This window comes from Aureivirga sp. CE67 (genome assembly GCF_015767245.1).
Classification (GTDB): domain Bacteria; phylum Bacteroidota; class Bacteroidia; order Flavobacteriales; family Flavobacteriaceae; genus Aureivirga.
This window is the reverse complement of record NZ_JADOTV010000018.1, coordinates 61,573-86,673: the sequence shown is the minus strand read 5'-3', so window position 1 is coordinate 86,673 and position 25,101 is coordinate 61,573. Positions and strand designations below refer to the sequence as shown.

26 protein-coding genes and 4 tRNA genes are annotated in these 25,101 nt (G+C 28.4%); 16 read left to right on the top strand and 14 right to left on the bottom strand.

The features are described 5' to 3' along the window. Positions 1-222: 222 nt before the first annotated feature. The 5 genes from I0K12_RS17295 to I0K12_RS17275 all read right to left on the bottom strand — a co-directional run bounded on the left by I0K12_RS17295 (position 223) and on the right by I0K12_RS17275 (position 6,789). Complete coding sequence (locus tag I0K12_RS17295; protein WP_196889394.1) at positions 223-3,255, bottom strand: DUF2339 domain-containing protein; 3,033 nt, start codon at positions 3,253-3,255, stop codon at positions 223-225. Between the two features lie 134 nt (positions 3,256-3,389). Continuing rightward, positions 3,390-4,049, bottom strand: a complete 660-nt coding sequence (gene ung, locus I0K12_RS17290; protein ID WP_196889393.1) for a uracil-DNA glycosylase — start codon at positions 4,047-4,049, stop codon at positions 3,390-3,392. A 79-nt stretch (positions 4,050-4,128) separates the two neighbouring features. After that, positions 4,129-5,214, bottom strand: coding sequence for a peptidylprolyl isomerase (locus I0K12_RS17285; protein ID WP_196889392.1), 1,086 nt, complete (start codon positions 5,212-5,214; stop codon positions 4,129-4,131). Further along, the gene (gene gldI, locus I0K12_RS17280; protein ID WP_196889391.1) at positions 5,211-5,768 is read right to left on the bottom strand and encodes a gliding motility-associated peptidyl-prolyl isomerase GldI; all 558 of its coding nucleotides are present in this window, start codon (positions 5,766-5,768) and stop codon (positions 5,211-5,213) included. Before gldI ends, I0K12_RS17285 begins: the two co-directional genes overlap by 4 nt. Continuing rightward, positions 5,758-6,789, bottom strand: a complete 1,032-nt coding sequence (locus I0K12_RS17275) for a DHH family phosphoesterase (protein ID WP_196889390.1) — start codon at positions 6,787-6,789, stop codon at positions 5,758-5,760. Before I0K12_RS17275 ends, gldI begins: the two co-directional genes overlap by 11 nt. 162 nt (positions 6,790-6,951) lie before the next feature. Here I0K12_RS17275 and menD point away from each other — a divergent pair, with 162 nt between their 5' ends. Both menD and I0K12_RS17265 read left to right on the top strand, forming a co-directional pair. Further along, positions 6,952-8,622 (top strand): 2-succinyl-5-enolpyruvyl-6-hydroxy-3-cyclohexene-1-carboxylic-acid synthase, encoded by a 1,671-nt coding sequence (menD, locus tag I0K12_RS17270; RefSeq protein WP_196889389.1) that lies wholly within the window; start codon positions 6,952-6,954, stop codon positions 8,620-8,622. A 4-nt stretch (positions 8,623-8,626) separates the two neighbouring features. Further along, the gene (locus I0K12_RS17265; RefSeq protein ID WP_196889388.1) at positions 8,627-9,049 is read left to right on the top strand and encodes a DUF1040 family protein; all 423 of its coding nucleotides are present in this window, start codon (positions 8,627-8,629) and stop codon (positions 9,047-9,049) included. Positions 9,050-9,084: 35 nt separating this feature from the next. Here the strand turns inward: I0K12_RS17265 and I0K12_RS17260 are convergent, their stop codons facing one another. From I0K12_RS17260 to I0K12_RS17250, 3 genes are read right to left on the bottom strand one after another with little or no spacing between them, the layout of a single operon-like run. Continuing rightward, complete coding sequence (locus I0K12_RS17260; RefSeq protein ID WP_196889387.1) at positions 9,085-10,167, bottom strand: tetratricopeptide repeat protein; 1,083 nt, start codon at positions 10,165-10,167, stop codon at positions 9,085-9,087. Positions 10,168-10,171: 4 nt separating this feature from the next. Beyond that, complete coding sequence (locus I0K12_RS17255) at positions 10,172-11,242, bottom strand: DUF4919 domain-containing protein (RefSeq protein WP_196889386.1); 1,071 nt, start codon at positions 11,240-11,242, stop codon at positions 10,172-10,174. 53 nt (positions 11,243-11,295) lie between these two features. Beyond that, on the bottom strand, positions 11,296-11,970 hold the full coding sequence (locus tag I0K12_RS17250) for a hypothetical protein (RefSeq protein ID WP_196889385.1): 675 nt from the start codon (positions 11,968-11,970) through the stop codon (positions 11,296-11,298). Between the two features lie 136 nt (positions 11,971-12,106). Between I0K12_RS17250 and I0K12_RS17245 the strand changes: the two genes are divergently transcribed. The 10 genes from I0K12_RS17245 (at position 12,107) to I0K12_RS17200 (ending at position 19,695) form a co-directional block, all read left to right on the top strand. Beyond that, positions 12,107-12,889, top strand: coding sequence for a hypothetical protein (locus I0K12_RS17245; RefSeq protein ID WP_196889384.1), 783 nt, complete (start codon positions 12,107-12,109; stop codon positions 12,887-12,889). 179 nt (positions 12,890-13,068) lie between these two features. Then, a complete protein-coding gene (locus I0K12_RS17240) occupies positions 13,069-13,989 on the top strand; it encodes a DnaJ C-terminal domain-containing protein (RefSeq protein WP_196889383.1) in 921 nt (306 codons plus the stop codon). Continuing rightward, the gene (locus I0K12_RS17235) at positions 13,986-14,276 is read left to right on the top strand and encodes a chaperone modulator CbpM (RefSeq protein WP_196889382.1); all 291 of its coding nucleotides are present in this window, start codon (positions 13,986-13,988) and stop codon (positions 14,274-14,276) included. Before I0K12_RS17240 ends, I0K12_RS17235 begins: the two co-directional genes overlap by 4 nt. Before the next feature lie 184 nt (positions 14,277-14,460). Next, positions 14,461-15,204: a molybdate ABC transporter substrate-binding protein gene (gene modA, locus I0K12_RS17230; RefSeq protein ID WP_196889381.1), complete on the top strand. Its 744-nt coding sequence runs from the start codon at positions 14,461-14,463 to the stop codon at positions 15,202-15,204. Further along, the gene (locus I0K12_RS17225; protein WP_196889380.1) at positions 15,204-15,602 is read left to right on the top strand and encodes a molybdopterin-binding protein; all 399 of its coding nucleotides are present in this window, start codon (positions 15,204-15,206) and stop codon (positions 15,600-15,602) included. Before modA ends, I0K12_RS17225 begins: the two co-directional genes overlap by 1 nt. After that, complete coding sequence (modB, locus tag I0K12_RS17220; RefSeq protein WP_196889379.1) at positions 15,595-16,269, top strand: molybdate ABC transporter permease subunit; 675 nt, start codon at positions 15,595-15,597, stop codon at positions 16,267-16,269. Before I0K12_RS17225 ends, modB begins: the two co-directional genes overlap by 8 nt. After that, positions 16,266-17,138: an ABC transporter ATP-binding protein gene (locus I0K12_RS17215; RefSeq protein WP_196889378.1), complete on the top strand. Its 873-nt coding sequence runs from the start codon at positions 16,266-16,268 to the stop codon at positions 17,136-17,138. Before modB ends, I0K12_RS17215 begins: the two co-directional genes overlap by 4 nt. 123 nt (positions 17,139-17,261) lie before the next feature. Then, positions 17,262-18,536 carry a WG repeat-containing protein gene (locus tag I0K12_RS17210; RefSeq protein WP_196889377.1) on the top strand — a complete coding sequence of 425 codons (1,275 nt, stop codon included), beginning with the start codon at positions 17,262-17,264 and terminating at the stop codon, positions 18,534-18,536. A 66-nt stretch (positions 18,537-18,602) separates the two neighbouring features. Beyond that, positions 18,603-19,013 (top strand): META domain-containing protein, encoded by a 411-nt coding sequence (locus tag I0K12_RS17205; RefSeq protein ID WP_196889376.1) that lies wholly within the window; start codon positions 18,603-18,605, stop codon positions 19,011-19,013. Positions 19,014-19,107: 94 nt separating this feature from the next. Further along, positions 19,108-19,695: a hypothetical protein gene (locus I0K12_RS17200; protein ID WP_196889375.1), complete on the top strand. Its 588-nt coding sequence runs from the start codon at positions 19,108-19,110 to the stop codon at positions 19,693-19,695. Here I0K12_RS17200 and I0K12_RS17195 read toward each other — a convergent pair. Together I0K12_RS17195 and I0K12_RS17190 are read right to left on the bottom strand one after the other, a co-directional pair. Further along, positions 19,692-20,000 carry a DUF6787 family protein gene (locus I0K12_RS17195; RefSeq protein WP_196889374.1) on the bottom strand — a complete coding sequence of 103 codons (309 nt, stop codon included), beginning with the start codon at positions 19,998-20,000 and terminating at the stop codon, positions 19,692-19,694. The two genes, I0K12_RS17200 and I0K12_RS17195, sit on opposite strands and share 4 nt — an antisense overlap. Positions 20,001-20,131: 131 nt before the next feature. Continuing rightward, complete coding sequence (locus tag I0K12_RS17190; protein ID WP_196889373.1) at positions 20,132-21,226, bottom strand: OmpA family protein; 1,095 nt, start codon at positions 21,224-21,226, stop codon at positions 20,132-20,134. Positions 21,227-21,541: 315 nt separating this feature from the next. Between I0K12_RS17190 and I0K12_RS17185 the strand changes: the two genes are divergently transcribed. The 4 genes from I0K12_RS17185 (at position 21,542) to I0K12_RS17170 (ending at position 24,552) form a co-directional block, all read left to right on the top strand. Continuing rightward, on the top strand, positions 21,542-22,045 hold the full coding sequence (locus I0K12_RS17185; protein ID WP_196889372.1) for a peptidylprolyl isomerase: 504 nt from the start codon (positions 21,542-21,544) through the stop codon (positions 22,043-22,045). A gap of 78 nt (positions 22,046-22,123) precedes the next feature. After that, the gene (locus tag I0K12_RS17180; RefSeq protein ID WP_196889371.1) at positions 22,124-22,657 is read left to right on the top strand and encodes a DUF1697 domain-containing protein; all 534 of its coding nucleotides are present in this window, start codon (positions 22,124-22,126) and stop codon (positions 22,655-22,657) included. A gap of 6 nt (positions 22,658-22,663) precedes the next feature. Next, positions 22,664-23,920, top strand: a complete 1,257-nt coding sequence (locus I0K12_RS17175; protein ID WP_196889370.1) for a hypothetical protein — start codon at positions 22,664-22,666, stop codon at positions 23,918-23,920. A gap of 152 nt (positions 23,921-24,072) precedes the next feature. Beyond that, on the top strand, positions 24,073-24,552 hold the full coding sequence (locus tag I0K12_RS17170; protein ID WP_196889369.1) for a GNAT family N-acetyltransferase: 480 nt from the start codon (positions 24,073-24,075) through the stop codon (positions 24,550-24,552). Positions 24,553-24,595: 43 nt separating this feature from the next. On the opposite strand, the gene I0K12_RS17165 is transcribed toward I0K12_RS17170, so the two are convergent. The 4 genes from I0K12_RS17165 to I0K12_RS17150 form a co-directional block, all read right to left on the bottom strand. Continuing rightward, positions 24,596-24,668 (bottom strand) — tRNA-Gly (locus I0K12_RS17165). 64 nt (positions 24,669-24,732) lie between these two features. Beyond that, a tRNA-Gly gene (locus tag I0K12_RS17160) sits at positions 24,733-24,805 on the bottom strand. Between the two features lie 67 nt (positions 24,806-24,872). Beyond that, positions 24,873-24,945 (bottom strand) — tRNA-Gly (locus I0K12_RS17155). Between the two features lie 64 nt (positions 24,946-25,009). Continuing rightward, positions 25,010-25,082, bottom strand: a tRNA-Gly gene (locus I0K12_RS17150). Positions 25,083-25,101: the final 19 nt, after the last annotated feature.

Sequence of the window (25,101 nt, the reverse complement as noted above, 5' to 3'; positions counted from 1 at the left end):
TGCTGGTGTAAAAAGATTAAAAATAATCAAAGAGAAAATTCGAATAAAATACTTTGAAAAAAGAGAGAAAATTATGAAAATTGCTGTCGGAATACATAATTTCAGAGTTACACTCAGAAGTCCATTACAAAATCAATCGTGATAATGTTTACTAAATAAGCTAAATTTTTCTTTTATCAAAAAATAAAAGCATATAGAGACTAATCTATATGCTTTTGTTTTTTATTCCAAACCTTCTAACTCTTCATTTTCAATTTTTTCGAACTTTGGTTTTAACTTCACATAAGCAAAGGATGCTACAAGAAGTAAAACACCGAGAAGAACAAAAACAAGAACTTTCGAGTTTGTACTAAAATCTTTAATATCGTGTAGACTCAACTTTAAGATTCCAATAACAAATAAGAAAATAGAGAATCTGTTTAAGAACTTTAGTTGTTTTTTTAGAGCTACAAAAACTAAAACAATTGCATGAATTGCTAAGAAAATAGTTGTTGCAGGTCCATTAATATCCATTCCTAAAATTGGAATTAGTAGCACGTAACTTTCAATAATTAAGAATTGTATAAATAGAAAATGTAGGTTCCAAGCACCTTGTTTTTTATAGAAAACACCATATTTTTCATTTCTCGAATTATACAAGAATTGAATAAAAATCAGTAGAAGTAAAAAACCAAATGAAAAAACTGCTTGATTAACAAATAAAGACATTACTCCTCCTAAAAGGCTGATGAAAATACTGATGTAAATTGCAAAAACTTTAGTGTTGTCCAATAATTTATATTTTTGATGAAATAAAAACATAGCACTAATAATTACACCAAGAATTGTAATTCCAGAGTCCGCTGGAATTAGTTTTATATCAAATAATATTCTTAAAATATAAATCGAAACTAGATATGGGCTTAGAATTATTAAAACAGAATATTTTGATTTTTCTAAAAGTTCATTATCCAAACCTTTTTCAATAAGAACTATTGCTACAATGGAGATGATTCCTAATATACCTCCGATTAAAGAGAATTCCATGACATTGATAGCAAAAGCCGACACAAATAATATAAATGAACTTACTAAAAGTGTGCTGTTTTTTCGCCATTTATAAAGTCCATAAGTCATTAATGTAGAAACCCAAATAAAAGGAACTAAGATGTTTGTTCCGAAATATTTAAAGATTTGACGTGCAAAAATATATGGGATTAAAGTGAAGAATAATTCACGTAAATAGCTGATGAATTGATAATTTTCGCTTTGTGTGTATTTAATAAGTTGATAAAAAGATTTTAAAAGAAACATGGATAAAATGAAAGAAATAATTCCAATTATACCATAAGGTGTCTGCTCTGAAATGCGAAGAGAATTTACTTCTAGACTAGAAATTGTAAATGCAACCAACAAAGCAATAAAATGTAAAATTCCGAAAGCCTCGATGAATTTTGACTTCCAAACTTTCCCCCAATAAATCAAACCAAACATTGGAATGATGAATAAATTGAAAGCATAATTCCCTATAAGTTCGTGTGAAACTAAGAATAATGTTGCTGAACACCAAAGTGGGAAAAATCCTCTCGTAAATCCGATAACGTATTTTTCACTTTGCGAAGTTTCCTTTTCATATTTTTTACCTAAAACAATTAAAGTTAAAAGTACAATTCCTAAAATAACCCAACCGATGAATCCATTTTCAAAATCATGATTCCTCCAAGACATTCCAAGGTTAATAATATCTAAAACTAGATTTGTCAATGAAATAAGCAATACTAAATAACCTTCTTTTCGAACATTTGGAAAAGAAAAATGGAAACCTAAAATGATTAATAAAAATGCTTCTATAGCCCAGAATAAACCAATTAAATCTTTTGAGAATAAACAAGGAATTGCAAAACCTAAGAATGCCCCAATTGTAATAAATAATCCAACTTTTACTTTCTTTGAAATATTTCTCCAATAAACAGCTAAGATTCCAATGAAGATTAAAGCGTTTCCGATATATGTAAATCCAAGATACGTTGGATTGTCAATAGATGCGTAAAGATGGTATAATAAAAGCGAAATATTTCCTGCTAAAATCACGATCATATCTTTTGATAATGATTTCTTAAGTTTCTTTTTCTCAAATAAAATAATGTAGAAAAATAAATAAGTGAAAGCATGAATAATGGCAATAAAAAAGATCGATGCTGACGGTGAAAAGAATAGAGAAGTTTCCATAATTGCTACAAATAATAAGAAGGAAACATAGTTAAGTTCTTTCCATTTTATTTTGTTAGCTATGAAGTTAGCAGCAAAAATAAGAATCCATAAATAAGCGAAATATAAATCACTATTTCCTTCATTTCCTAAGAAGAATGGAGTTAAAGCTCCACCAACCAAACTTAAAAGTGCAATTATTTTTGTTTCAAATCTAAAAGCAAAAAATATTGCAATTCCTGTATTTGCTACAATTAGTAAAAATCCGATTTTCGCTGAAGAAAATACTGGGAAATTAGTCATTTGTGTAGTATAATACGTGACCAAATATCCTAATAAAATCGAAAGAGAAATTAAAGCGCTACCAAATTCTTGGTATAATTTTTCTTTTTTCTGAAGTCGTACTCCGAAAAATCCAACTAAAGCAGCAACACCAAATCCTAAAATATTTCTCAGTAATTCACTATAAACTCCTAATAAATCACTTTGTAAGAAATACCCTAAACCGAATAAAATTGCTACAATTCCAGCAATGGTCATAAAGAAAATTGGAAGTTTTCCTTCAGTTTTAAACTTTAGGTATAACTTTTTAAATAAGTCGAATCCTGATAGAAAAGGAGCGAAGATTCCAGTTAGTTCTAATAAAAATGCAGGAGTTTTAAATTCTTTTCGTTTAGGTTTTGGAACAAATTCTCTATGTGCTTCAAGAACTTCTTTATTTGTTGGAGTTTCTGTTTTACTCTCAATTTTTTGAGTTGGAGTAATTTTTTCTCGAACAATTTCTTTCTTTTCTTCAACAACAGGTTTTTGTATAATTTCTTTTTGAATTATACTTTCTATAGGTTTAACAACTTTTTTTTCTTCTTGTTTTTCAGTAATCAATAATGACTTAATCGATGAAATCTCTTCTCTAAGAAATTTCATTTCATTCTGATGTCTTTTTTCCAACTGAAACTGCTTAAGTTCTAATTTGCTTAAAGTTATTTCGTGTGAATAAAGTAACTTATTACAATTCAAACAAAGCAAGCCTTCATGGTAATTAGCATAACTGCAATTTTTACATTTCATAAAGCTATTTCTTTAAATGAATGTGCAATCTCTAAATAATTTTGCAAAAAGACAAGTTTTAGCTATTTAAATTTGATTTTTTTTGCTAATAAAAATAGAATTCAAGGTTGTAGTTATAAAAAAAATCGAATGCTTTACCATTCGATTTCTTTTTTACCTTTTTGTTTTAAATAAGAATTTGCTTTGCTAAAATGTTTATTTCCAAACCAAAAGCCACGATTTGCACTTAAAGGAGAAGGGTGCCCAGATTCTAAAACTAAATGTTTTGTTTTGTCAATTTTACGTCCTTTTTTCTTTGCATAACCTCCCCAAAGCATGAAAACAACTTCTTCTTTATCATTTGCTATTTTTTGAATAACTGCATCTGTAAACTTTTCCCAACCTTTTCTTTGATGTGAACCTGCTTTTCCTGCCTCAACAGTTAAAGTAGCATTTAAAAGCAATACACCTTGTTTTGCCCAATGTTCTAAATTTCCATGATTTGGAGTTTCAACTTCTAAATCTTCACAAATTTCTTTGTAAATATTAATCAAAGAAGGAGGGATGGCGATATTTTCGTTCACAGAAAAACAAAGTCCATGTGCTTGTCCAGGACCATGATAAGGATCTTGACCTATAATTACCACTTTTACATCTTTGAAAGAACAATGATCAAATGCAGCAAAAACTTGTTCTTTTGGAGGATAAATAGTTGTAGTATTATAAGCGTTTGTAACAAAGTCTTGAAGTTCTTTTACGTAAGATTTTGCTAATTCATCAGAAAGAATTTCTTCCCACTTTGAGTCTAATTTCATCTTTTTCGTTTTGTATGAATTTTAAATAAAAATAGCCATTCCGAAGAATAGCTATTTTAAATATTATTTAAACGTAGAATTATTTTCTAGGCTTGTTTAATTTTAATTTTTTACCGTCAACTTGTTTTCTTGGAAGAGGCTTGATACTGTCTACTTCAATTTCGAAGATTAGATTAGCATTTGGTGGAATTACTCCTCCAGCTCCTCTTTCACCATAAGCAAGGTGAGAAGGAATGTGTAAGAAAGATCTTGAACCTTCTTCTAACATTGGAATTCCTTCAATCCATCCTGGAATTACTCTTCTTTCCTCTGGATTGAATGGGAAAGATCTTCCTGATTTTTTTGAAGAATCAAAAATTCTACCATCTTCAAAATATCCAGTGTAAGTAACATACATCAATTCTCCTGGAGCATATGATTTTCCGTTTCCTTTTCTTTTAGTTACAATTTTTAAACCTGATGGTAATTCGTTTGCTTCACCTTCATTGATTTCTACTTTGAATTTTTTAGCTTTTTCTTCTTGAACTTTTTTAGCAGCAACAATTCCTTCATCATAAGCTTTTGCAGCATCCCAGTTTTTAGCATCTGCACCTTCTCTGATGATTACAACTTTATTAATCGTATCATTTTTAGCAATTGCATCTACAATTTCTTGTCCTTTGATTACTTTACCAAAAACAGTGTGTTTTCCGTTTAACCAAGGAGTTTCTTTATGTGTGATGAAAAATTGACTTCCATTTGTTCCAGGTCCAGAGTTTGCCATAGATAAAACTCCAGGTCCGTCATGAGTTAATAATAAATTTCCGTTTTCATCTTTTGGGAATTCATCCATGAATTTGTATCCTGGACCTCCAGAACCATTTCCATTCGGATCTCCTCCTTGAATCATGAAATCAGCAATAACTCTGTGGAATTTTAAACCATCATAAAAAGGCTTTCCTTTTAATTCTGCTTTAGTGATGTGTGTATTGATACCTTCTGCTAGAGTAACGAAGTTTGCAACAGTAACAGGTACTTTTTTATATTCTAATTTTACAAGGATATCTCCTTTGTTAGTTTCGATGTCTGCATAAACACCATCTTCTAAATCTTTGTACTTTTTTGCTGGAGCACAAGAAACAATAAGTGCAGCAAAAAATAAAAATACTATATTTAGTTTTTTCATTTTTGGTTATTTTTGATTATTGATTTTAATTCTACTTTATAAATTAGTGGCTGTTTTTGTCCAATTCTAGGATCTTCTTGTTGAAGATTTAATCCATAAGCCATGTAAGATGGAAAAACAAAAGTTACAGATTCTCCTTCTTTCATCAGTTTTAAACCTTCATTTAAACCTTGAATTTCATGCTCTTTATCTATAATGATTTTTTTGTCTCCAATTTCTTCTTTTTTATAGATAACTTCACCATATAAATTTAAAATTTCATAGTTAACATCTACAATATCTGTAGCTTTTGGAGAAGAAGCATTATTATCTTCATTCTTTTTATCAAAATAGTACCAGAAACCAAATGTAGAAGCTTCATAATTGTTTAAACTATCTAAAGCAATCACACGTTTTATTTCTGTTTCTTCAATATCATTATGCTTTTTACTGATTTCTACAGATTCTTTAAAATAAGAACCTGATCTATGTTGAATAGGTTTTCTAGGAGTATTTTCACTACAAGAAAGAAAACCGAAAGCAAGAATTAAGATGAAAAAATATTTATTCTTCATAGGATTTTGAAATTTCTTCTTTATGATTTGGTAGTAAGTTTATAAATTTCTCAACAGTTTCTTCCATATTTAATGTCGATCTTCCTCCTGCAGCATTTGTATGTCCACCACCATCAAAATAAGAACGAGCAAATTCATTTACAGAGAAACTACCTTTTGAACGTAAAGACATTTTGATAATTCCTTGTTCTTTATCTTCAATAAAAATTACAGCTAAAACAATTCCTTTAAGAGAAAGAGCGTAATTTACAAAACCTTCCGTATCTCCTTTCTTAAAATCAAATTGTTCTTTTTCGTCTTGACTTAAAGTGATATAGGCTGTTTTGTAATCAGAAATCATTTTCATATTGTTTAAAGCAACTCCTAAAAGCTGCATTCTCGAATATGAATTTGTATCATATACATTGTTATGAATTCTGGCATTATCAGCACCAAGGTCAATTAAATCTGCAACAACTCTGTGTGTTGTACTTGTTGTACTTCTAAAACGGAACGAACCAGTATCTGTCATAATTCCTGTATAGATACAAGTTGCAATATCTTTATCTAAAAGATCTTTTTCCCCAAACATTTCGATGAAATGGTACACCATCTGACAAGTTGAACACATTTCTGTATCCGAGTAGATAAATCTTGTAATATCATCTGGTTGTTGGTGATGGTCAATCATTACGAATGTTCCTTCATATTTCTTTAAAGTATTTGCCATGTCATCTCCAACTCTGTGAAGTGCATTAAAATCTAATAAGAAAATCAAATCTGCATTATTGATAGCTCTTTTAGATTGACGGTTTTGCATATCAAATTTATAAGATGTATTAGCTTTTGGTAACCACTTTAAAAAATCAGGGTAATCATTTGGTGTTACTATATCAATTGTGTGATTCTTCTTCTCTAAAAATAATTTCATAGCAAGAGAAGCACCCATTGCATCACCATCAGGGTTTTTGTGAGGTACTATCACAATATTTTTTGGTGTAGATAGTATCTGTTTTAAATCTTTTAGGTCTGTATTCGTCATAAGTTGCGAATATACGATTAAAATTTTAAAAGAATATTTGCTTTTTGTGAGTAAACTTTTGATTTGACTAAAAATTTAAAACTCTTAAATATTTATTTTAAATTAATTTTAAGTAAACTATGAAATAAACGTACCTTTGCATTTGTAAAATAACTCAAATACATGCAAGAATTTCCTAAAAAGAAAATAGCACAAGATGTTGTGCTTACTTGTGAAAAATATGGAATTAGAACTGCTGTAATTTCTCCTGGTTCTAGAAATGCAGCTTTAACAATCGGATTTTCAAACTATCCAAATATAAAAGCTTTAAGCGTAGTAGATGAGCGATGTGCTTCATTTTTCGCTTTAGGAATAGCGCAGCAAACAAAAAGACCAGTTGCAATTGTTTGTACCTCAGGTTCAGCTTTGTTGAATTATTATCCAGCAGTAGCAGAAGCTTTTTATAATAATATTCCTTTAGTTGTCATTTCTGCTGATAGACCAAAACATTTGATTGATATTGCGGATGGACAAACCATTCGTCAAGAAAATGTTTTAGAAAAACATATTTTATATAGTGCTAATTTAATTGAACATGATTCAGAATCGAACCAAGTTTTATTACAAAAAGCATTAGAAACTGCTTTGGATCAAAATGGGCCAGTTCACATAAATGTTCCAATGGACGAACCTTTATACGAAATTATTTCAGATTTTCAGATAGAAGAATCTTCTGATGAAATTTACCAAGAAAGTCAAATGGATGCAAAGTTTTTGGAAGTTTCTTATTTAGATATTTATGCTGAAAAATGGAATAAAGCAAAGAAGAAAATTGTTTTAATTGGTCAGAATTATCCATCGGAATTATTATCTATTCAGATGGAAAAAATGATCAAAGATCCTTCGGTTTTAATTTTTACAGAAACAACTTCTAATATTCCTAATGACAAATTTATTAATAGTATTGATAAATTAATCACACCTTTAAATGAAGAAGAATTGGAAGATTTAGCTCCAGAAATTCTTTTAAGTTTTGGTGGAATGGTAGTTTCTAAAAGAATCAAACAGTTTTTAAGAAAATACAAACCAGCTGAACATTGGCATATTTCTAAAAAGAATGCACCAAATACATTTCATTGTTTGACAAATCATTTTCAGATTTCACCAGAAAACTTTTTTAGTCAATTTTTCTTTTTGACAGAAGAAGTAGAAAGTGATTATCAACAAAAATGGCTTTCCGTAAAAGAGAATAGAAAAGAAAAACATATTTCATATATGGATTCGATTCCTTTTTCGGACATGAAAGCTTTTGAGTCTATTTTAAATAAAATTCCAGATAACTCGAATGTTCAGTTAAGTAATAGTTCCGTAATTCGCTATACACAACTTTTTGATGTAAATAAATCATTGAATTTCTTTTGTAATAGAGGAACAAGTGGAATAGAAGGAAGTACTTCAACAGCAGTTGGAGCAGCTTATGCAAGTGAGAAACAAACTACTTTTATTACTGGAGATGTAAGTTTTTTCTACGATAGTAATGGATTGTGGAATGCGAATATTCCAAAAGATTTTCGTATTATTTTAATTAATAACTCTGGTGGAGGGATTTTTAAGTTTATTCCTGGACCAAGTCAAACAAATGCAGAAGATTATTTTGTAACTCCTCATAATTTGACTGCAAAACAATTAGCTGAAATGTTTCATTTTGAATATAAAACAGCAGTAAACTTAGAAGAATTAGATTCAGAATTAACTGAATTTTACAAAGAATCAGAACAACCAAAAATCTTGGAATTATTTACGCCAAGTGAAGAAAACGATAAAATATTAAAAGCATACTTTAAAAGTTTATAAACAAATGGAAGAAAACGAATTGAAAATAGGAGATAAGGTAGATATAGTGATTGGAAGATTTACAAACATCGGAATTCATGTGCTAGTAAATGAAGAGTATGAAGGGATGCTTTATAAAAACGAAGTTTATCAAAAAGTAAGAGAAGGACAGAAATTAGAAGGGTTTGTGAAGAAAGTTCGTGAAGATGGAAAAGTAGATGTTTCTCTTCAAAAGCAAGGATTTAGAAATTCGATTGATCAGAATATGGAAGCTGTTCTTCAAAAATTAAAAGAAGAAGGAGGCTATTCCGAGTGTAACGATAAAAGTGATCCAGATTCTATTAAATATCATTTCAAGATGAGTAAAAAAGCTTTCAAAAGTGCAATTGGAGGACTTTATAAACAAAAGAAAATTTCAATTTCTGAGAACGGAATTAAATTATTATAAAAACAAAAGGAGCTCCATTGTAGAGCTCCTTTTGTTTAATTTTTTAATCTTGAAATATAATTTGATTTATCCATTTCTAGCGGATTCTCTTGATACCATTCGACAAATTGATTAAACTTATCCGTATTTTTTTGATACCATTCCACAAATAAATTTTCATCTCCTTTCATTAAAAGCCAATAATTATAAGATTCGAAATGTCCAACATCTTTTAATTTCTTATGATATTCAATAATTACGTTGCTATAATTTTTTTGCTTTTTTTCTTTAAACCAATGATTTACAAAGTCTTTTCTAATCTGATTTAAAATAGGAATATTAATTTCTTTTTCTTTTGCCATTGTATGTGGAGTTAAAGCTAGAGTCATTCCCATTGCATATTCCATAGAAAAAGGCATTTTAAATTCACCTTCAGTAGACATTATAATTGATTGTGTAAATCTTACACCACCTGTAGAGTCAGATTCTATATAAATAGCATCTTTAAAAGTATCGTGTAAAATTTTACTCATTTCTTCCGTTCTTTTCGAACCTCTTTCAAGATTTACAAATGTTTCTCCATACATCACTGCCCAAATTCTTTCTTCCGTATATGAGAAAATTTTACCTAACCAATAATAATTAGAAGGATAACTTGGTTCTACTTCAATTCCTTTTTCCCAAAGTTCAATAGCTTTGTCATAATTTTCTCTAAAATACTCTACAACTCCTTGTTCTGTATAAAGTTTTCCAGCATTTGGAAATTTATCAATCCCTCTTTGGTAAGCTTTTATAGCTTCGTCAGGTTTTTTTAAATAATCGTAGCAATTTCCTAAAAGTTGAAAATGATTTGCAGTAACATTTTTATGATCTAAAAAACTCTCAACTTGCTTAATTGCTTTTTCATAGTCTTTTTGCATATAATATGCATAACCAATTTCGTATTGATAAATAATATTTTCAGGGTCCATCTTTTGTGCTTTTTTCAGAAGTTTAATGCCTTCTTCAAATTCACCAGCATCAATTTTGATAATCGCTTCTTGACCAACTTCTAAAGCTTTCTTTTGCTTTTTTGTTTGACCAAAACAGATACTAATACTTAATAAAAGTACTAGAATTAGAGATAGTTTGTTTTTCATGAGTTTAATTTTTTACTAAAGTTTTAAATATAGGTGTATAGTTGAAATAAATATAATTTTCATTACCATTTTTATCTTTTGCAAGCATTTCGTCAGTAAATAATTCTCCACACATTTTTTGTGTGTTTACAACTTTCATAGTTTTATAATTCAAATAAAAACCAAAATAATATTCTTCTTTAGGACAAATTGTAAGGTATGGATCCTCACAAGTTCCATTTCCAGAATAAAGTATACCTTCAAGTATTTTAGTCAATTTTTGCTCTGTAAATTTGATGTTTATTTCATCTTTATTTACTCGATAACAATACAATAATTCGTTTAAAATAATAATGTTTAGAGGTTCTTTTGAAATGACTTTTGTTCCAAAATCTAAAGCTTCATCAATTTTTCCGTCCGATGTTAATTCTCTTAGTTTATTCTCATCATTTAAATTGTATGGTTTAAAATTATCTTGTTGTGTAAAACCAATCGTAAGATAAAACATTTCCTTAGGACTAAGCTTTTCAGGATTAACTTTAAAAGTCGAACTTAATTTTTCATAAGAATACTTACCTTTTTTAACTTCCTTGAAAAGAACATTATAATTTGTTCGTTCTTCAAAACTCATATCTACGGTAATTTTTTTCTCATCATAAACTGGCATACTATGTAGATCTCGAAAAAGTTGATTTTCTTTCTCTTTTTCTTCAATTTCTTCAATTTTTTGAATAAAATAGGAATCATTTGGAGTGAATCTTAATCCTGCATTATAAACCATAGAAGCCAATTCTAAATCTTTTTTTTCTAAACAAAAGTCACCCAGTCCTTTGTATATTTCTCTATTATTTGTAGAATCTAAATCCATAGCTTTTATATAATATTCAACAGCAGTATTAGAAGCATTAGATTTTAGTTTAGCAAGTCTATTAGCATGATTTAAATATGGTTCATAGCTATTCGGTTTTTCTTTTAATTCTTTTTCATAAATAGCATTAATCTCTTCTAATTGTTTTTTGTTTTTCGCGTAATTATCAACTTGAGCAAAAAGAGAGAAAGTACAGAAATAAATAATTATAAAATAGATGTTTTTCATATCAATAAGTAATCTTAGTTAATTTTATTTGAAGTGTTAATATTACTCAAAAATTAATAAAGTCGATAATAAAGTTTGAAACCTAAAGAAAATTCGAAATTCACTTTATCGCCTTTATTTCTATAATAAGGAGGAAAATGACCAGTGTTTTCATCGATTTCAATATCTTTAATTTCAACATTAGTAAAAGTATTTTTACGATGACGAACTCCAGCTCCAGTATAAATATTCATACCAATTCTTTTACTAAAATTAATAAACATTCCATACTTTAGATTGTAGACAAATTTTTCTCTTTTATAGTCAGCTTTATAGTAATTATAAAGATCACCTTGATAAAAATAATGATCATCGACAAGCAATTGTTTTTGTTGAATATACCCGAATTCAAAAGAAAAATATTTTAGTGTTTTGCTGGTTGGATTTAAGATGTAATAATATTCAGGACGAATTTCAAAAAGAATATAATCTTTTCCTGTCTCAATTAAAGAAATAGCTTCAGCTCCATATCCTGTACTAATTCCTATTTTCGAATGATTACTTATCGTTTTGATAAATCCAAAATTCCATCTTGGGGTATTATTTTCCTTTGAATTCAGATAAAAAGGAGTTGCTATATCCATTGTAATATAGTCATTAGAAATAGAGGAAGAAGTTTCTTTTTCGTTATTCTGAGCAATTATGATTTTTGAAAATAATATTAATAAAATAAGTGTTAATTTTTTCATAGAATATTTTGTTTCTAGCAAAAATATAAATTTCGATTAATTAAAAAATTACTTTAATGTTAATATCCTGAATAAAATTTATGAATTTAGAGAGGAGTTTTTATATTTGAATACTTAGATAAAACAGAAATATCATATGAGAAATATAGTTTACATTTTTATTCTCTTTACAAGTTTTGTATTTGCTCAGGATTACCCTTCTACAACAGAGGAAATGAAGCTTTATAAAAAAGTAAAATCAATAAAAGAAAGTAAATATAAAGTTGCTGAAAATTTTGGAGTAGTTGTCAAAAAAGGACTTTTAAATACATCACTTTTTATTTTTGATCCATATGGAAGATTAAAAGAGAAAAATGAGTTTACTTCAGGTGGGGCTTTAGAGAAAAAATATATTTTCGAATTCAATACAAGAGGAAAATGCATTTCTATGAATCGCTACAATCCAAACGGGGCTTTATACGGAAAAATGATTTATCATTATGATGCTAACGAAGTGCTACAAATGTTTACAGTCGTTGATGAAAATGGAAATATGAAATACAGAACGGTCTACGAATATGATAAAAAAGGAAAATTAAAATCGGAGACTTTATACAAAAATGAGACACAAATTATTTCCTACAAAACCTTTGAAAATGATTCACACGGAAATATCATTTTAGAAAATTATTTCGCCGATAAAAAGAAATTACAACTAGAAAAAACAACTTTTGAATACGATAAAAAAGGGAATTTAATCAAAAAAGGGAATTTCAAAATAGAGCAACCAACTGCCAAAGAAATCAAAAAGAAAATGTTTTTAGTAGACCAAATTACTTATGTCTACGCCTATGACAAAAACTTCAATTGGATTCAAAAAACAATCTACAAAAACAATGTAGCACAAGAAATCATAGAAAGAAAAATCGAATATTTTTAGAATGATTTTTATAAGAGTATTTCAATTCCCCTCTTGAGAGGGGCTAGGGGTGTGTTATTTATTTAATGAAACTATCTCATATAATATCAAACGTGATAATATTTAATAAATATTTTTAAAACTCTATATAAAATTGTAAATTATAATTCATTGATTTTTAATCTTAAAACTATTTTTCAGTGGATTATATAGATTATTACAAAGTCTTAGGTGTAGATAAAAAAGCTTCACAAAAAGACATCAAAAAAGCTTACCGAAAATTAGCACGAAAACTCCATCCAGATATCAATCCGGATGATGAAGTCGCTAAAAAGAAATTCCAACAACTAAACGAAGCAAACGAAGTTTTAAGCGATCCAGAAAAGAGAGCTAAATACGATAAATACGGAAAAGATTGGGAGCATTCTGATGTTTTTGAAGAAGCACAAAGAAGACAACAACAGCAACAACAAGGAGGAAATTCATATCAAACACATTATAGTTCTAATTTTGGTGAAGGAGAAGATTTTTCCGATTTTTTTGAAGCCATGTTTGGAGGAAGAGGAGGCGGAAGAACTGGAGGTTTTCATCGTCAGAATGTAAAGTATAAAGGTGAAGATTTTCATGCTACTTTGCAATTAACAGATAATGACGTTTTCGTGGAGCAAAAACAAATTGTAGAAGTTAATGGAAAAAAACTACGATTTACCATTCCAGCTGGAGTAGAAGATGGACAAATCATCAAGATTTCAGGACAAGGAGGCCCAGGAATGAACGGAGGTCCAAAAGGAGATTTATATATCACTTTCCATATTTTGCCAAATCCGAATTTTAAAAGAGTTGGAGCAGATATTTATATTTATAAAAAAATTGATTTATACACTGCAGTTCTTGGCGGAGAAACAATTGTAGAAACAATTTCAGGGAAAATAAAATTGAAAGTAAAAGAAGGAACGCAGAATAATACAAAAGTGAGAGTTAGAGGAAAAGGATTTCCGAAATATAAACAAAAAGATGTTTCAGGAGATCTATTTGTGACTTTTGAAGTTGAAATTCCAACAAAACTTACGGATAAGGAAAAAGAATTATTTACAGAACTTTCTAAACAAAAAGTAGCATGATGGAAGATAAACTTTTTACCATAGAAAAAATTTGTAAGATTTATAAGATTAAACCAGATTTTGTAAACGAACTTATAGAATTTGAATTGATCACGATAGTTTCTATAGAAAAAACAGACTATGTAGATGTTGAAAGTTTTAGCGATTTAGAAAAAATGATTCGACTTCACAATGATTTAGGAATTAATGTTCAAGGAATTGATGCTATTTTACATTTACAAAGAAAACATAGAGAATTACGAAAAAAAATCAATCGACTAGAAGCAAAACTTAGATTGTATGAGTAAGTTCCCCTCTCGAGAGGGGTTAGGGGTGTGTCATCCATTTTTAATAATTGATTCGTATAACTTTAATCCTAATAAAGTTTAGAGTTTAAAAAGTTTTCAAAAAGAAATTTATATGATTCTAAATGACTAAAGTCTGCCTTTTATTGTGAAATTTCCAATACATTTGCTTCTAAAATCAAACTAAATGCTTAAAAAAATATTTTTTCTTTTTACCATTTTAACTGTTTTAATTGGATGTAATTCAAAACCAGAAAAAAAGGAATTATTGGTTGCAGTAGCAGCAAATATGCAATATGCAATGAAAGAAATAGGAGAGGAGTTCACTAAAAAAACCAAAATTCCTGTGGAATATATTGTAAGTTCTTCAGGGAAATTAACAGCACAAATAACTGCTGGAGCACCTTATGATATTTTTATTTCGGCAAACAAAAAATTTCCAGAAGCACTGGAGAAAGAAAATAAGATTTTAGGGAAACAAAAAACATTTGCTTTTGGAAAATTGATTTTATGGACAAAAGAAGATTTTAAACCAAGTTTAGAAATTCTTTCTTCAGATAAAGTGAAAAAAATCGCTTTGGCAAATCCGAAAACAGCTCCTTATGGTGAGGCAGCAAAACAAGTTCTTCAAAATTTGAATTTGTTAGGAGAATTGAAAAGTAAACTAGTTTTTGGAGAAAGTGTTGCACAAACCAATCAATTTATTGATACAAAATCTGCAACATTAGGTTTTACGGCTTTTTCAACAATTCATATTCCAAACAAAACGGAAAAAGGAAATTGGTTTTTGATTCCAGAAAAATATTATAATCCAATTGAGCAAACTGTTGTGGTTTTAAAAGGAAAAAAAGAAAAAGAAGCAGAACAGTTTTATGATTTTTTAAGTTCAGATATTGCAAAAGAAATTTTAAAACAAAATGGATATAATTAATGAATAGTTTTCAAGGAGAAATAGTAGGTTTAAATTCTGATGGAGGTTTGTCTTTGTTAGATGTTCAGATTCATTCAGTTTTGTTTAATATTTTGCTTATTGATAATCCTGAAACTTCGGAGTTTTTGACTTTGAACAGAAAAATCATTTGTATGTGGAAAGAAACAGAAGTGATTTTATCTAAAGAAAAACCAAATACTTCTATTGAAAATATTCTGAAATGTACGATTGAAAATATTGCTGAAGATAAGATTTTAAGCAAAATTACCCTGCTTTCTGAAATAGGAAACATAAATGCTATTATCACTACAAAAAGTTTAAAAGCGATGACTATTTCTAGAAAAGATGAGGTTTTTGCGATGATAAACCCAAATGAAATTATGATTTCTTATGATTGATTGGAACCCTTTAATATTAACTTTTAAATTAGCTTTAGTCACAACAATTATTTTGTTTCTAATTGCAATTCCGATTGCATATTGGCTTTCTGTTTCCAAATCGAAAATCAAACCAATTATTGAAACAATCATAAGTATGCCTTTGGTTTTACCACCAACCGTAATTGGTTTTTATTTACTACTTGTTTTTAGCCCAACAAATTCGTTTAGTATTTGGTTAAAAGAGACTTTTGATTTACAATTTGTTTTTTCTTTTGAAGGTTTAGTTTTAGGTTCTATAATTTATAGTTTTCCTTTCATGGTTCACCCAATTCAGTCTGGTTTTAAAACAATTCCAAATTCTATAATCGAGGCTGCGTATCTTCTGAAAAAATCAAAATTAGAAACATTACTGAAAGTACAACTTCCTTTTATGAAAGCTTCTTTATTGACAGGAATTGTATTGACTTTTGCGCACACAATAGGGGAATTTGGTGTAGTTTTAATGATTGGAGGAAATATTCCGAATCAGACAAAAGTTGCTTCAATCATGATTTATGATGAGGTGGAAGCGTTACAATATGATGTCGCAAATCTATATTCGATTATTTTGTTTGCGATTACTTTTGTGATTTTACTTTTCGTATATATAATGAATGGAAAATATTCAAATAAAATTGTAGGATGATTCAGATAGATATTCAAAAGAGATTAGGTTCTGAGGTTCAAGATATTTTTTTAGATATCAATATAGAATTTGCCGAAGAAGAATTTGTAGTTCTATATGGAAAGTCGGGTGTTGGAAAGACTTCTATTCTACGAATGATTGCTGGCTTGCTGAAACCAGATTCTGGAACGATTGAAATTAAAAATGAAAAATGGTTTTCTTCGAAAGGAAAAATTAATTTGAAACCACAATCAAGAAAAGTAGGAATGGTTTTTCAAGATTTTGCGCTTTTTCCAAATATGACTGTCTTAGAGAATTTAAAATTTGCTTTACCTAAAAAAAGTTCTTCTGAAATTATTGAAGAATTGGTTTCTCTGATGGAAATCAAACCTTTTTTGAATAATTATCCAAATACACTTTCTGGTGGACAAAAACAGAGAGTTGCGCTTGCAAGAGCTTTAGTTCAAAAACCAGAAATTTTATTATTAGACGAGCCTTTGTCTGCTTTGGATCATGAAATGCGAAGAAAACTCCAAAACTATCTTCAAGAAATTCATCGAAAATATAAATTAACCACAATTTTAGTAAGTCATGATGTTTCAGAAATTGTAAGATTGGCAACAAAAGTTTTTACACTAGAAAATGGAAAAGTTGTAAAATCTGGGAAACCAATTGAGATTTTTTCAAATACAAAACTAAGTGGGAAGTTTCAGTTTGTTGGAGAAATATTGGAAGTTCAAAAACAATCATTTATTTTGATTTATACTATTTTGGTTGGAAATGAAATTGTAAAAGTTTTTTCAGAAAATTCAGAAGAAAATATCCAAGTTGGTGATAAAGTGATTGTTGCAACGAAAGCTTTTCATCCTCTAATAAAAAAAATAGGTTAAAAGTGTTAAAAAATTGCATTATATTTTTATATTTACACCTCGTAAAATATTAATAATAAAGTTTTTACAAGATCCCCGCAACAAATTATGAATTAAATCAATTAACAATAATTTGGGCTAAAGATGCGACTAAAAACGAAACAAAAATTAAACTTTACATTTCTACTTTCCTTTTTATTTTTTTCAACTACAATTTTTTCTCAGCAGAATATAAATGTTCAGCTTACACCAGTAAAACTTTTTGATAAATATGGTTATATCAATCGATATGGAGAAGAAGAAATTCCATATAGATATGATTATGCAGAGAATTTTGTCAATGAATTTGCACGTGTGAAATTGAATAATAAATACGGAATAATTGACCGAAATGGAAATGAAATTCTTCCAATAAAATATGATAAAATAGAAGCTTTTGTAGATGGTTTTTGGAAAGTAGTTTCTTATGGTAAATATGGTTTGGTAGATGGAAATGGTAGAGAAATTGGACGAATAAAATACGATGAAATCGATTTGTTTAAAGATGGATTGGCAGTTGTAAAATATAAAAACAAGTATGGTGTCATTGATAAAAATGGAAATACGATTGTAAATCCGATTTTTGATTTGGTTCCTGTGATAAAATATTCTTTGGTAAAAGTCTTGAAAAATGGAAAATATGGTTGCTATGATATGAAAGGTAATCTGATTTCTTCTTTCCGTTATGATGAGTATCAGATTTTAAGTCCAAGTTTGATTCGTGTAAAATTCAATGAAAAATGGGGCTATTTGGCTGGAGATGGAGCTTATGTAACAAGAATAAAATATGATTTTGCCGATTTATTTTCGGATGGTTTGGCAAAAGTGAAGATGAAGAATAAATTTGGTTTTATAAATGAACAAGGAGAAGAAGTAATTCCAATTATTTATCAAAATGTAGGTGTTTTTTCTGAAGGAGTTGCTGCTGCGATTATCAAAGGAAAGTTTGGTTTTATTAATAAAAATGGACATCCAGTTACAGCTTTTAAATACGATCGAGTAGGGAAATTTTATCAAGGAGTAGCGAAAGTAATGATCAAAGATAAAATTGGATTTATTGATAAGTTTGGAAAAGAAGTGATTCCAGTTCAATTTAATCATGCAGAATATTATGTGCAAAAGAAATTAATTGAAGTAATTGTAGATGGGAAATATGGATATTATAATGCGCAAGGAAAATTAATTATTCCGATTGTTTATGACTATAGCAAAGTTTACATCAAAGATCATTTGATCAAAGTGATGAAAGATTTGAAGCAAGGATTTTATGATTTTGCTGGAAATGAAATCATTCCTGTGAAATATGATAAAGTAGAATATTATTTTGACGGAATGTTTTATGCAGAGCTTGAGGGGAATAGAAAAACGATTTATAAATAAAGAAATCAGAAGTGTTTTATCTAGAATAATCTTTGTAACTTTTGTTTGAATTTTAATTTGATAAGAATGAAAAAGTGGATTTTTTTAGTTTTAATTGCAATTGTAGCTTCTTGTAAATGTGCGAAAAAAAATGACGTTGCATTGCTAAATGATATTTGGGTTTTTGAAAATATTGAAGATAAAGAAGTGCCAAAAGGACTGGAACAAGCGCCAAGAATTGAGTTTGATTTAAAAGAAAGTATGATTTTTGGGAATGATAGTTGTAATTCTCTTTTTGGAAAAATAAACGTAAACGAAAATCAATTATCGATTTCAGATTTAGGATCTACAAAAATGGCTTGTAGAGAAAACCAACAATTAGCTCAAAGTGTTCATGAAATATTAGGAGAAGTTGAAAGTTATAAAATCAAAGATTTGAAATTGTATTTATACGACCAGAATAAAAAATTATTGGCTTTGTTGAAAAAAGTTGATTAGTTGTTTAAACTTCTGAAAAATAAATATTTAAAAAATATTTTAGAATTGAAAGATTAAATTTTTTGTAATTTAAAGTGTAATTAAAACTTTTATTATGAGAAATTTAATCTTTGTTTTTTTATGTACTTTATTGATAACTTCTTGTACGAAGAAAGAAGTGTTTAAACCACATGATTTTGTTGGAACTCCTAAAGGAAAAGAATATTTATCAGAAGGTCTGGATTCTTTGCCAACTTATGAAACCAAAATGATTTTCAAACTTCACGATTTTAAATTACATCAGAAAACAAAAGATACAATTTCGGCTACCTATGAAGTAACCAATATGATGGTTGGAATTTTGAAAACTTGGCAACAAAATCAAACTTATGGAGGATCAATGCTTTTAACCTTGGATAATACAAATCCTGATAATCCAACTATTCAAATTTCTCAAAATATTAAGAATAATTTCAAGACAAATAATGATCCAATTCCAACTTTTGTTTTTTATGGAACTACAACAAGTAAAATAGAAGCTCCAGTTTCGGATTTCTTTAAAATAAATCCACAAAAACCTAATACATTTTCAATAGCGAATAAAACTATTGAAATGAATTTCTTACATAAACCTTGGATTGAACAAAAGGATTATTTTGGTGATGAAGGAGTTTTTGCTTGTAATGCTAAGTTTGGAAACTAGTCTTCTTTGAAAAAACGTTTAAAACCAATTCGTTTTAACATCTTTTTTTCCATGTTCCAGAAGAAACGGTACTGACCAAAACAAGCACCTACGAAAACAAGCGTAAATTGATAAATAGGGAAAATAAGTAATATTCTGAAAGGCCAATAAATAAAAGGATTTGTAACTCCTCTATACAAGCCAAAAAAGTTTGTAACAGGATCTGCAAGCTTTACTGCTAAACTTCCGTTTACAGCAAATGCACACATGATTAAGATAATCTGTAAATTAGATTTTATTCCCCAGCGTTCTTTCAGTTTTTCCATCTCTATATTTAATATTTTGCAAATATAAATTTTTACTAAAAAAAGTTATAAAAAAAATAAGAAAAAAAATAATTTATTTTGAAAGCTACTGATTTGTAGCTTTCTTTTGCTTTTGTTAAATTCTTAAATATCTAGTTTCGAATGATTTTATAAGTAACACGTCTATTTAATTGACGACCTTCTGAAGTTGTATTTTCTGCAACAGGCTGCTTACTCCCATATCCATTATACTGAATTCTGTTTTCATCAACACCTAAATTTATCAAATATTTTGTTACGGATTTCGCTCTATTTATAGATAAATTTTCATTATGTTCATCAGAACCCGTATTATCAGTATGTCCTTCTATTATAATTTTTGTTTCAGGAAAATCAGAAAGGAAAATAAACAATTGGTTCAATTCAAAAATAGATTTTTCTACTAAATCCCATTTATCATGATGGAATAATACATGTTTAAACACATATTCTTTTCCAATTTCTGGCGCAAATTTCTTTTCTTCTTCTTTTTTTTTAATAATTTCTTCTATTGTGATATGATCTATATAGTAATAAGAAATATTCTTTTTATTATAATCTGAACTTACAAGAGTTTTGTGTGTATAATTATTTTCAAAATTTCCAATAACAATATAGTTTTCCATTCCATTAGATTCAAATTCAGTAGTCAAATGTGTCCAATTTTCTTTATCTCTAAAATAAGATTTACTTTGCACAGGTTTGTATTGCCAATTTCTACCAATTTGATACATCAAACTATCTTTCGTGATTTCTGCGTAAGTATTGATTTTTATATGTTGATCGGAAAGTAAGACTCCAATTCTTTTTACAGCAAACTTTGAAACTTCAGCCAAACTAATATTAAAAGAAACTTTATATTTTTTTCCTTTTTCAAGTTTTTGACTTAATTTTCCTTGAACATATTCTCTATAATTATTTGGAGCGTAAACGAAAATTCCAGCATAAGAATCCCCAAATTTAGACTCTTGATTTCCATTATAATTTTTAGGAATACTCATTATCTCACTACATTTATGAAAGTAATCTGTTGTACCTAATGTAGGGTTAGACCAACTTTTTAAAGAGCTCTCAAAAACTCCTAAAGTATCAGGGCATTTTGTATAATCTTCAAAGCTAGGATTGATTACTAAATTTTGAGAAAATAATTTTAAACTTAATAAAAAAAGGAAACTTAAAATAAGTTGTTTAAATAGAATGTTTTGCATAATTTATGCCTTATAAAATTTGATACAAAAATAATATTTTTATAATTTTTGTTATATAATTTGTAGTATAAAATTTAAATATTTACCTAAATATAATATTATTGATATAAAATATAAACAATCAACGGTTTAGGGTATGCTAAATTATATTCTCGATGTAAATGTATTAAAATATGAAGGTAAAATAAAGATGAATTCTAAAGCTAAAACCGGAAAATTTTTCTATTTAAAAGTTTACAATTTTCAAGATAATTTTTCTAAATTCATTTAGTAAAATCCAATTTATTAAATGTATATTTGTTTAAAATTTAAATTATGAGTGATAACACAAAAAAGGTAGTAACTGTAAACTACAAGTTATTTAAGGATAACGCTGAAGGAGAATTAATTGAGTCTACAGAAGGAAAAAAACCTTTAGTATTTTTAACTGGAGTACAACAAATGATTCCTGAGTTCGAAAATAACATTAAAGATTTAAAAGCTGGAGATGATTTCGCTTTTGGTATCAAATCTGAAAATGCTTACGGAACAAGAAGAGAAGATGCAGTTATCGAATTAGCAAAAGACATGTTCATGCACGAAGGAAATGTAATTGAGCAATTAGTTGTTGGAGCTATTTTACCTTTACAAGACCAAAACGGAAACGTTTTACCAGCGAAAGTTCTTTCTATCAATGAAGAAACTGTAACTATGGATTTAAATCACCCATTAGCGGATCAAGATTTATATTTCGTAGGTAAAATCGAAGAAGTAAGAGAAGCTACTAGTGAGGAGTTAGATCATGGTCACGCTCACGGACCAGAAGGACACCAACACTAAGATTTAAAATATTTATTTCTTAATAAAAAAGTGATTCAGATTGTTAAAATTTGAGTCACTTTTTTTGTATAATTGGTTATGAAAAAAAAATACATAGTACTATTGAGAGGAATCAATGTTGGAGGTCACCGAAAAATATTGATGAAAGACTTTAAAACATTGCTAGAAAAGAATAAATACGATGCTGTCAAAACTTATATTCAAAGTGGAAATATTATTTTAACTACAGAAAAAAATGAGAAAGAAACTGCTGATAGTATTGAGAAAATAATAGAAAACGAATATGGTTTTGAAGTAAAAGTAATTTTAAGGAATATAGAAGAATGGATTAAAACTATTGATGAAATTCCTTTTGAACCAATAGAATTAAATAAAACATTTGTTGCTATTTTAGATGAAATTCCTTCTCAAGATAAAGTACAGGTTTTTAAGGAAATTCAGTTTAAATCTGAAGAATGGAATTTAGTTGAAAATAGAATGTATTTTAAAACACCTGATGGCGCAGGAAAATCAAAACTTTCGAATAATTTAATTGAAAATAAATTAAAAGTAGGAGCAACTACTCGAAATTGGAAAACTATATTGAAATTACAAGAATTAAGTTTGGACTAAAAGACTATGAAATCAATAATTTATTTACCAGAACTTGGAAAAGAAAAAAAAGATAGTTCTTTAGAATCGTATGTAAAACGATATATGATTTCTTTGGAAAAAATAAATGATAATACACATAAAAGATATTCCGTAGAATACGATGATATAAGTTATGGAGATGCGCATAATTTTAGCGCAAAAAGAGCTGTGATTTCTGAAAGTATCGAAGATGGAGCAGAATCTAAAATTGTAGAAATTATCGGATATAATTATAATGAAGAATTGACTTCTCATTTTAGAAATAAGAAAATATTTATCCAGGCTTTTTATCTTTTCAGTACTTTAAGCATAAGATTTTGGAAATTAATGTCGGTAGTTTCTTATCGAAAAACAAATCTTTCTTTTGATAAAAAAGTACAAGTATTTTTCATGCTGATGATTTTTATGATGTTGACATTATTTGGAATTTTCATGATTCCTTCGATTGTTACTGTTTTATTTGAATTATTGGACAAACTTACAGGAACGAAAATAGAATCTTTATTAGCTTTTAAATGGAACATACCTTTTACAGAATATGTATTCACTTTAGAAACTGTTCAAAAAATTTCTGCAACAATCGTTTCGATGACCACTGTAGCTCTAGTATTTTTCCCAGAAATGCATGAAAATATGACGAAAATGTCAAGTAAATATCTTTGTGTAGATCATTATTTAAGTTATGGTAAAAATAAATTAGAAATTATTGGGAAATTAGAAACTTTGATCAGTAAAGTTGATGAAAATAAAGAAAGTACAACATTAGAATTACACAGTTATAGTTTCGGTTCTATTATACTTTTAGACCTTATTTTTCCTTATAAACGAGTTCCACTTCAAACTATCCAGCGAAATGTTTCTAAGATTGTAACAATCGGTTGTCCGTATGATTTTATCAAACAATATTATCCAAATTATTTTGCAAATAGAAACGAATCTGATGCGATGAAAAAAGTAGTTTGGCAAAATGTTTTCTGTCAAGCAGATGTTTTTTCGTCAAATTTTAGAAGAGATAACAAATGTATGCAACCGATGGAAGATGTGGAAGATAAATCTTTCGATTTCAGTGTAGTTCCACATAATTTATATTTTGATGTATATGATTTTAAAACTTTAGGTTCGGTTGATAAATTATTCTTTATTGGTTTTAGAGCTCACGGTACTTTTTGGGGAACTTCATATGAGTCGGTTAGTTGTTTGCAAGATTTATTAAGTGTAGATAAAAAACTAGTTCTGAAGTAAAACCTTCAAATTTTATAAGAATTTAAGCATTAAATAATTTAGTATTAAAATGACTTTATTTTCAGGTTTTTCTGAAGATAAAGTCATTTTTTTATAGAAATATTAAGATGATTATTTTGTAATTTAAAGTTTAGAATTAAAAATAAAGTGAGATGGTTTATAAGGTAGTTTTGAATAATGAAATGAAACAGAAAGACAGAAAACATTTTATAGAAGTGGTTTCTGAAGAACAAATTTGTAGGTTGATTTCTAATTATAGTTGGACAAAACAAGAAGCTGAATATATCACAAAAGCAAATTTTACTTTATTACGTAAAAGTGAGGATAATGGAACTTTAAAAATTTTAACTGCAATTGAACAAGATAAACCTGAAATAATTGCAGGAGTATTGCTTTTGAAGGTTGAAATAGAACCTCTAAAGCTTTGTTATGTAAAATATATTTACGTGGAAGAAGACCATAGAAAAAGAGGTGTTGCAAAACTTTTAATGAATAAAGCAGAAGAAATTGCAAAAGAAAATGAAATTGATAAAATCCAATTAAATGTTTTTGAAGATAATATTCATGCAATACATTATTATGAAGAAATAGGCTATCAAACAAGGCATTTAGTTATGACGAAAAATTTATAAACAAAAAAAGCCTTAATCTAAATTGATTAAGGCTTTTTTGTTGAGCGAGAGACCGGGTTCGAACCGGCGACATTCAGCTTGGAAGGCTGACGCTCTACCAACTGAGCTACTCTCGCAATTAGAAGTTTTTAGATGAAAAAAACTAATAAAAAAATAATGTTTAAGAACGAATCTTATTCGAGCGAGAGACCGGGTTCGAACCGGCGACATTCAGCTTGGAAGGCTGACGCTCTACCAACTGAGCTACTCTCGCAAATTAGAAGTTTTTAGATAAAAAAAAACTAATAAAAAAAATAATGTTTAAGAACGAATCTTATTCGAGCGAGAGACCGGGTTCGAACCGGCGACATTCAGCTTGGAAGGCTGACGCTCTACCAACTGAGCTACTCTCGCAATTAGAAGTTTTTAGATAAAAAAAACTAATAAAAAAATAATGTTTAAGAACGAATCTTATTCGAGCGAGAGACCGGGTTCGAACCGGCGACATTCAGCTTGGAAGGCTGACGCTCTACCAACTGAGCTACTCTCGCAATTAGAAGTTTTTAGATA